This is a genomic window from Planctopirus limnophila DSM 3776 (genome assembly GCF_000092105.1).
GTDB lineage: Bacteria > Planctomycetota > Planctomycetia > Planctomycetales > Planctomycetaceae > Planctopirus > Planctopirus limnophila.
Genome location: NC_014148.1, coordinates 3032136 through 3040000 on the forward strand (window position 1 = coordinate 3032136; position 7865 = coordinate 3040000).

Consider the following 7865-nt stretch of genomic DNA (forward strand, 5'->3'; position numbering starts at 1 on the left):
GGCGTCCCTCTCATGGTCCCACCACATCCCATAGCATCAAGCCACCCGCAATGATCAGGCAGGCCATCGCCAGAAAATCTCCCGGCTGAATCTGGCCACTCCGGGCATTCCGACGCAAATACTCAAGCAAACTTCCTGTCGGGCAGCCAAACCGGCAATATCCCATCGGAATGAACCACGAGATCACCAGACTTCCTATCGCCAATACTGTCGTGATCCAGCCAGCGGCTCTCCACGAATAAGCATCAAATGGTTCCAGATCAACCAGACTGATCGAGAGCACTCCCATCGATCCACACAACGCCACCAGTAGTAAAGCCGGTATCACCAGTTTCAGTACCGTAACCACCCTGGCTGGTAATTTCGGACGCCAGTGTCGATGACCCGCCATCCACTGCTGGAGCACACCATGTGGACAGAGATGCGAGCAATAGACATTCGTCCGAGCCACCAGTGGCAATGCCACAGCAGCCATCGACATGGCAATCAATCCTCCCGCACTATTCCACGGGATCCCACTCTGAGCCCAACCGCTGAACATGGCTAACGACAGGAGTTCGCCGTTCATCACTCCCAGATATCCCAGTACCAAAAGCTGCAATCCCCGTCGGACCCATAGGTTTCCCCGCAGATGGGTTAACCCCACCAGACAAGCCAGAAGGACAACAAGTCCCGTCAACGTTTGTTGCCAGAGTCGCGGCGACGACCAGTTGATGGTTTTGATCAAGCCAAAGATGCCCGTCGCCTGATTTTTCGAGTCAATCGACGGCTGTTTCTGCTGAGCTTCCATCTCTTTTGATAATTCGATCGCAGCAGCCAGCAACCCCCGGGCAATCGTCTGGCTGGTCATTGTGGCACCAGAGACTCCTTCGACACCCCACTCTTCAAAAGTCGTCTCGGCAAGTCCCTTCACCGTCTTGCCCTTAACGAGTTCGGCAAACCAGGCGTCGTCGCGAACATATCCCACATAGGGCTCGTTATCAAAACTGCGACCGACCAGCAGTTGGCCCAGATGTCCATCAGGGAGCAGACTGACCAGCACTTCCGTCGGCCCCTGATAACCAATCAATTGATCGGCTGCTGGTACAGTGCGAAAAATCTGGCCTAACGTTTGGCCATCGGCAGCAAAGACATCCAGAAGCAAAGATGTCTCGGCATGAGGTTCAAATCGTGAAGCTTTTGGAAAGAGCCTCTGCACATCCTCAATTGTCACAGCCAAAGGAAAGCGCGTCGAATCCGCCGGTCTGGCAGCCACCACCTGTTGTGAATTCAGTCGAGCTTCCAACCCCTGGAGGATGGCCAGACATGTTAGAGTTGCCCCAGCCACATGCCGCATGGCTGATTGATCAACGATGTCTTCACTGACTGTCTGAAAGCCCTTCCCATTCCACTGGGCCAGGAATTTTCCATCCCTGACAATCAGCTCAACATGGTCACGAGTATCTCGACTGTCTGCGATCTCAGCCCACGCCACCTTGCCTTCGACATCCCAGCCCACCAATACGTTGGTTGGCCCGGAAAACCCCAGATAACGATCACTGGCCGGTGTGGTCTGTGTGACGAATCCCACAGGCTCAGATTGTGCACCCAGCACGACAAAATCGACAAGCTGGTCGAACTTCGGGGAATTGCTGCCGGGCAATCCACCGTCCGAAATCTCTTCGGCCTTTCCCCGCGGTACCAACCTCTGTGCTTCCGGCCAGAACTTCTGCACTACTGGCAGATATCGTGCGGTAAGGTCCTTCGCTTGCGCCCGAGATTTGATCTGCTCAGCCTGCCAGCGAATCATGAGGATCAGCAGCACCAGCAGCAGAACCCGGCCTGTATGGATGACTGTATTCCAAAAGAATCGACCGGGCCCTCTCATTGGTTTTGAAAGAGCTTCCCGGTCGACAATCGGCAGCAGGTCGTGGCGAACGCCACTCATGGGGCAGGAGTCTTGACGGGCGGAACGATCTTCACCAGTTGAAGTGCATCGGCATGCACAACCCCTCCAGCATTCTCAGTTCCAATCTCGACGAAGACTTCCTCACCTTTCTTGACCTCGAAGCGACCAAGCTCATGCGAGCCATCTTTCCCGGCGGGAGCTTTGGTCATATCAACCAACACCTGCTTGGTCGAATTGCCAATCTGGATGGTGACCGGAACAGCCTTGCCCCGATTTTCATGAGCCCCATAAATCAGCCGGAAGGAAATCAGCCCTTCTTCAGCCGTCTTCCAGGAATACTTCACCTTGGCACCGGAATTGGCAGAAGCGTACAGGTACTCATAGCCCACGTATCCATTGAGACCACTGCCACTCGTCCAGTTGCCAGAGACCTTGGCATCACGGTTATCAATCACCACACCTTCCATCCGGGCTGGATCGAGTCCCGGTGGGCCGGGTAATGACATCGCATCTGCTGGAATCACCACATCGCTCGAAAGCGATTGCCGGCGGGCTTTGCCGGGCAATTGGAGCAGTTTGTCCATCTCCTTCCAGTAGCTTTCATAAACATCACGTGGCTGACAGTCATGTAAAGCACACAGATAGGCCGCCTTGCCGACAACTTCGCCCATCATGCCGCAGGTTTTCATGACGCGGGTTGTCCCTAAGGCTTCATGGGTAACACTGATATTCCGCCCTGCCATAAAGAGGTTGTTGATATCCTTCGAATAGAAGCAGCGATAGGGAACGGGATAACCGTAAGCCCGATCGATCCGCTGATCATGCACTGCAATTGAAATGAAAGGATTGTCGACAAACTTCTCGGCAAACTGTTTCTTGGGATAGTGCAGATCGATGCTCCAGGTACTCGGCACGCAGCCATCCGGGAACTCTCGCTTACTGACAATATCCTCCTGAGTCAGCACCACATCACCTGTTAACCGGCGCGATTCTCGCGGCCCGCCGATAAATGCCACCCAGGTCAGAATGGCGTTTCGATGCTTCTCAGCTCCATCGCCATTCTTCATGGCATTAAACGCACCAAAGACGGCTCGCAGGTTCCAGTCGCGAATCCCTTCAGCATCCTGCAGAGGATCTTTGTCGTAACCACTTTCCCAGAACCACTGGCCGTGATGATCCACAGGGTAAGGAAAATCCTTCATGGTCAGTGGCAACGCCCACGGAGTCTCCGGGAATGTCGTAGGTGAACGGACTTCATCCCATGTCCACATATTGCTCATGCCCATGCGGCCCTTGTCGGTCATCTCCCAGGCGGCATCCGCTTGAGCCCCAATGGTTCCATGACCTGTCGCATCGACAAAGAGCTTACCCCAGAACTCAAATTGCTCGCCGGTCTTGACATTAAACGCCTTGACGGCGTCAATCCGTGCTGGCTGAGATTTTTTGACCCCGTTGGCAAACGTGTGGAGAAAAAGATCGATCTTGTCTTCAGCACTGACAATTCGTTCTTTCTTGGCGTCTTCGAATTCGTCTGCTGTGCCGGGCGATTTCTTCGCGTGATCGCAGAACTCTTCGACGATTTCGCCCACTCGGGGATATTTGCCGCGGCGAATCAGGCCCATCGACCAGACACGAACTTCACTCGAACCATTTCCGCCCAACACACCACGGTCCTGGATCAGAGCCACTTTACAACCCATCCGAGCTGCCGAGAGTGCTGCACCGACCCCGGCATAACCGCCACCCACAACGACAAGGTCGTAACCCTTCTTAATCGTTGGAGTTTCACTGAGTCCTAAACCTTTGGCGCGATAGGCTGCTAATTCTTTTGCGGCTATCGGTGGAACCTGAGAGGACTTCGTCAATACGATCGCATCGCAGCGACCGTCAAAACCTGTCAAATCATGCAGCGCCAATCGATGCTCGCCGGGTTTGAGTTCGACATCCCCACCAGGTTGCCAGAACCAGTTTGCTGATTCTGTTCCAAACTCAGTGGCCAGAGGTTGGCCATTAATCAGTAATTGAAACCGGCCCGGTTTGCCTGGGGCTTTCCAGCGAGCCACCCAGTCTTTAGTCCGCACATAGACACGGTATTTCCCACCCTCAGTCACTTTGAAAGTGGTTGTGGCATCTGCGACAGGATTTCCCAGCCCATGTGCCAACAGATAGGGTGATCCCATCTCTGTAATGAACTGAGTATCGAGCGACCACCCGCCCGGCTCGCGAAAACTTTCTGCTTCGACGAACACAGTCTCTTCAGCAGCCCAGGCCAGGGAACTGGTCGCACAGATTGTGACCAGCAACAGGAGTCTTAAGGGGCGAATCATGAACAACCCTCTCAAATCAACGAGCAAGAATATCTTGTTGTATCATGCGGGTTTTTGGCCATTTTGCAACGATTGACGACCAACGATCCTCAGAAACCGGGCTCTTTCAGGCATCGCTTATGGACTGTCGGAAAGTCCAACTTCTGGACGGGTCTTCTTCGGTCACTATGACAGCCAAGGGCAGCATGTGCGTGCGATCTGTTCCCACGCCATCAAAAGTTGACTGGCAAGCCTGGGATGGCTGAAGATCAAAACTCATCACAAGAGCGTGATTTTGTCGGACGGCTGATCGAAATGGATCGTCGGCACTAATCCACTCACATCAGCGGGGCTGGTACCGAGTTACTAGTACAGTCGTAGCACTGGTCAGATGGTGATGTTTCATAACATCAGGAATTGCCGCACAGCACGGCATCGACCAAGAAAAGCGGGTGAAGGGAATCGAACCCTCACCTAAAGCTTGGGAAGCTTTCATTCTACCATTGAACTACACCCGCGTGGCTATAAGGCTACATCAGCCAATGAGCACAGGTCAAGCATATCGAAAGCGACTCGCCCGAGAACAGGATCAACTCGAGACAAAAGAAAACTCACGAGACGAGATCATCGGCTGGGCAACAGATTTTCGGACGCATTCGCTTTCAACCGCCGGTAATCAATCTCGATGGTCTTATCGACCCCGTAAAGCGTTAACTTCTGCTGATCGACGTGATGGAATGACGTAATCAGTCGATCATTTTCCGAACTCCCGCCGTTTCGATCCGGCAAGAATATCCCGAACTTCAGACGGATATTGTCTTTAACAGCCAGCGTTGCCCCAGTTCTCGCATCCAGAACTTCCACCAGCAGCCATTCCAGGTTTCCATCATCCCGGTCACGAACTCGACTCGCCAGGACGAGCAGATCGTCTGGCATTTCGGGAGGGTTAAGCACAGATCGATTGGGAACAGCTCTCACCCACAGGCTCTCCCCGGTCTGTCGATCAATCGCCATGAGATCGTCTCTCAGCCCAATGGCAGGAATATAGCCATCGTTCATCTGATTGTTGTGGTGCAGCGAAGTCACCACGATCATGCTGCGGCCAAAATTGACGTAATATCGTTCTCGATCCACAAATCCGCGGATCTGCACAATCCCTTCAAACTCGCCTTTGCTTAAAGGAATTGTGGTTTTCAGCACAGGGCCGCGAACGTCGTAGATTTTGAGTTCTTTCTGGGCGTTGATCAAAGCGATTTCGTGATCACCGATCCGATTGAACAGCACACGTTCGCCGGCTGGCTCGTTAATCTGAATCTGTTGACCGATCGGATCCCACAATCTCAACCATGTCCCCTGCTCTCTGGTACTGACCACACAAAACAGTTTGCGTCCAAAGAGAAACGAAGGCTGCCTCAACTCCTGTTCAATACGCCCAGTCTCCAGCTTCTGGCCTGTGGAAGTCTCCAGGAGCGTATAACTAAGTCGATCCGTCCCACGTACGACGAGCACTCGATCATCGCCAAAAATCCCGCTGCTCAAGTCGGCTTGCAGGCCACTTAGAGGCTCCAGATCGTCTCGACGCCACGTTACTAGACCTGTTGCCGGATCGATCATATACAGACGCTGCTGGCTTTGAATTGTCAAAAATGAGGCACCCGCCGGTCCATAAGCCGGGGTGACACTCTGCCCTTTTCGATCAGGCAGGCGGCATTTCCACACCAGCCCGTCATCACCCTGCTGCAGCAAAGACAAGAGCGAAATTCCCCCCGGCCAAGCCATAGTCGCCGTGTGACCATAAAACGCCTGACTTCCAGCCGAAGGTGCGCTATAACGCCCTTCGATCGTTGTCCAGCGGGAGTTTCCACCAGTCGATTTATCAAACAGCATCAGCCGCGATGCCTGTTCATCACCGGTCACCAATGAATCCACAGGAAATCCGGCGGGAGGAAATGAGCGCCGGCGATTTTCCAGATACGGGCTCTTCAGCACCTCATATTGAGGCGAGTTCACACTGGCAGGGAGCCCGTTCCATTCCAGTTGAGCACTCCCCAGCCCCTGTCCGTTTCGTACGGAGATTCGTACTTCCTGAACGTCCTGATCACTCGCGTCTTTGATCGATTTTTTTGCTGGCAAAGTGATATTTTTCAGCGGCATGCGCGATGAATCGCCAGTCTGCGAAAACTGCCTTTCAATTTGCCTCGCACTCGCGGGATACCCCGCCAATTCGTACAGACTTGATAAGTGACGAGCATTGACTGCTGTCGCGCTCTGAGTGAACTCGGCTTTCAAAAGACATTCCGCAGCATGCAAATCTCCCTGAATGATCAGTCGATCTGCCAATTGAGCCACAACCTTGGCCCGTTCGCCATGATCTCCGGCAATCGCCAGCCATCTTCGGGAAAAATCGATCGAAGCGGCATCAGTGGCCTTTTGTGCCCAGCGATCGAGACATTCCGACAGCATGGCCTTTAGTGCCGGGCTTTTCAAAGTTGTTCGGGATTCACCAGTTCCCGAAATGACTTCTGCCAATCGCTGTAACCAGGCTGTGGCAGAGACCTGCAGGACATTCTCGCCCGGGGCCAATGTCAGTGCCTCCTCCGGAAGGTTCATGAGAATATCGAGAGCCTGTTCGAGCGTCTGTCGGTCTCCTTCATCGAGGCTGATTTTGGAAAGCCACGCCACGTCATGCAGTCGATCACTGGGCGACAATGCCAGCGGACGCAGCAAAGCCAGAATCTCTTTGGAGCTCCGCTTGCCTTCGTACAACTGCTGGCTCAACGTGCTTCTTAACAGTCTTTGAGCACGCTCGCGACTGGCGGTCGAGAGTGAACCCCGCAAGGCCAGCATGACAGCCGCCTCCACTCGATCTGCCCGGCCCAGGACGGCCTCCAGTTCCGCACGTTCGAGGTCTCTTTCTGCATTGTTACTGACAGCCTCTTGCGACTCTCGGTCTAAAGCCGAAAGCCTGGCCTGTGCCTGTGGGAAAGCTTTCACCTCTTTCAGACCAATGGATAAAACCAGATCTCCTGCAGGAATCAGATTCCCCAGGCCAGAATCATCTTCTTGCAGATTGTGAGTGCGATAAACCCCTGTCCCAATTTCAAATGTGCCAAACCGCCCGTCATCCAGCGGCAAGACATATCGATCTCCCAGGAGAATTCCAGTGCCGCTGGGTAAACCCGTATTTATTTTCCAGAGTTCGCTGCCATCATTCAGACTGAGACCGCGAGTCTGCTGCCTGCCAACCACCAGCACAACCTGACCATCGATGGCCCCGATGTACTCCGCATCCATCCGGTGTTTGGCCCATAAAACTTCACCACTCTCAAGTTGGAAACAGCGGATAAAATCCGATGTGTCCGGGAGGCAGACCACTCGATCGCCGGAAATCAGGGGGCCATCCAGCATGCCCCTGGCACCACGGCGGTGGCTGGCCGAATTCCCGAAGCGACCGTTCACTTCGGCATTCGCTTCGTATTCCCTCGCGTGCCACAGCAGTTGATGCGTCGCCAGATCGAAAGCGACAATCACTCCCGTTCGAGTGGGGCAAACAGCAATCCCCCGACTGACCGCAGGCAGGCACGCCTGAAAAAAACGATCTCGCTCTTCGCTCACGAGTTGATCAGCAAATGCCAGTGGCTGCTTCCAGAGCCTTCGCCCCGTCACGGGAT

The 7865-nt window shown here is 53.9% G+C and carries 3 protein-coding genes and 1 tRNA gene (1 of these 4 only partly in view); all 4 read right to left on the bottom strand.

Annotation, left to right across the window (positions count from 1 at the left end):
* Positions 1 to 10 precede the first annotated feature (10 nt).
* The gene (locus PLIM_RS12040; protein ID WP_013110596.1) at positions 11 to 1927 is read right to left on the bottom strand and encodes an FMN-binding protein; all 1917 of its coding nucleotides are present in this window, start codon (positions 1925 to 1927) and stop codon (positions 11 to 13) included.
* Positions 1924 to 4215, bottom strand: a complete 2292-nt coding sequence (locus PLIM_RS12045; protein ID WP_013110597.1) for an FAD-dependent oxidoreductase — start codon at positions 4213 to 4215, stop codon at positions 1924 to 1926. The genes PLIM_RS12040 and PLIM_RS12045 overlap by 4 nt, the downstream gene beginning before the upstream one ends.
* 426 nt (positions 4216 to 4641) lie before the next feature.
* Positions 4642 to 4712, bottom strand: a tRNA-Gly gene (locus PLIM_RS12050).
* Between the two features lie 106 nt (positions 4713 to 4818).
* Positions 4819 to 7865, bottom strand: partial view of an outer membrane protein assembly factor BamB family protein gene (locus PLIM_RS23690; protein WP_196349445.1) — the 3' portion only. Its footprint extends 1333 nt past the window's final position; 3047 of the gene's 4380 nt are visible here — the last part of the coding sequence; its start codon lies beyond the right edge, outside the window — the gene reads right to left on this strand; the stop codon is at positions 4819 to 4821.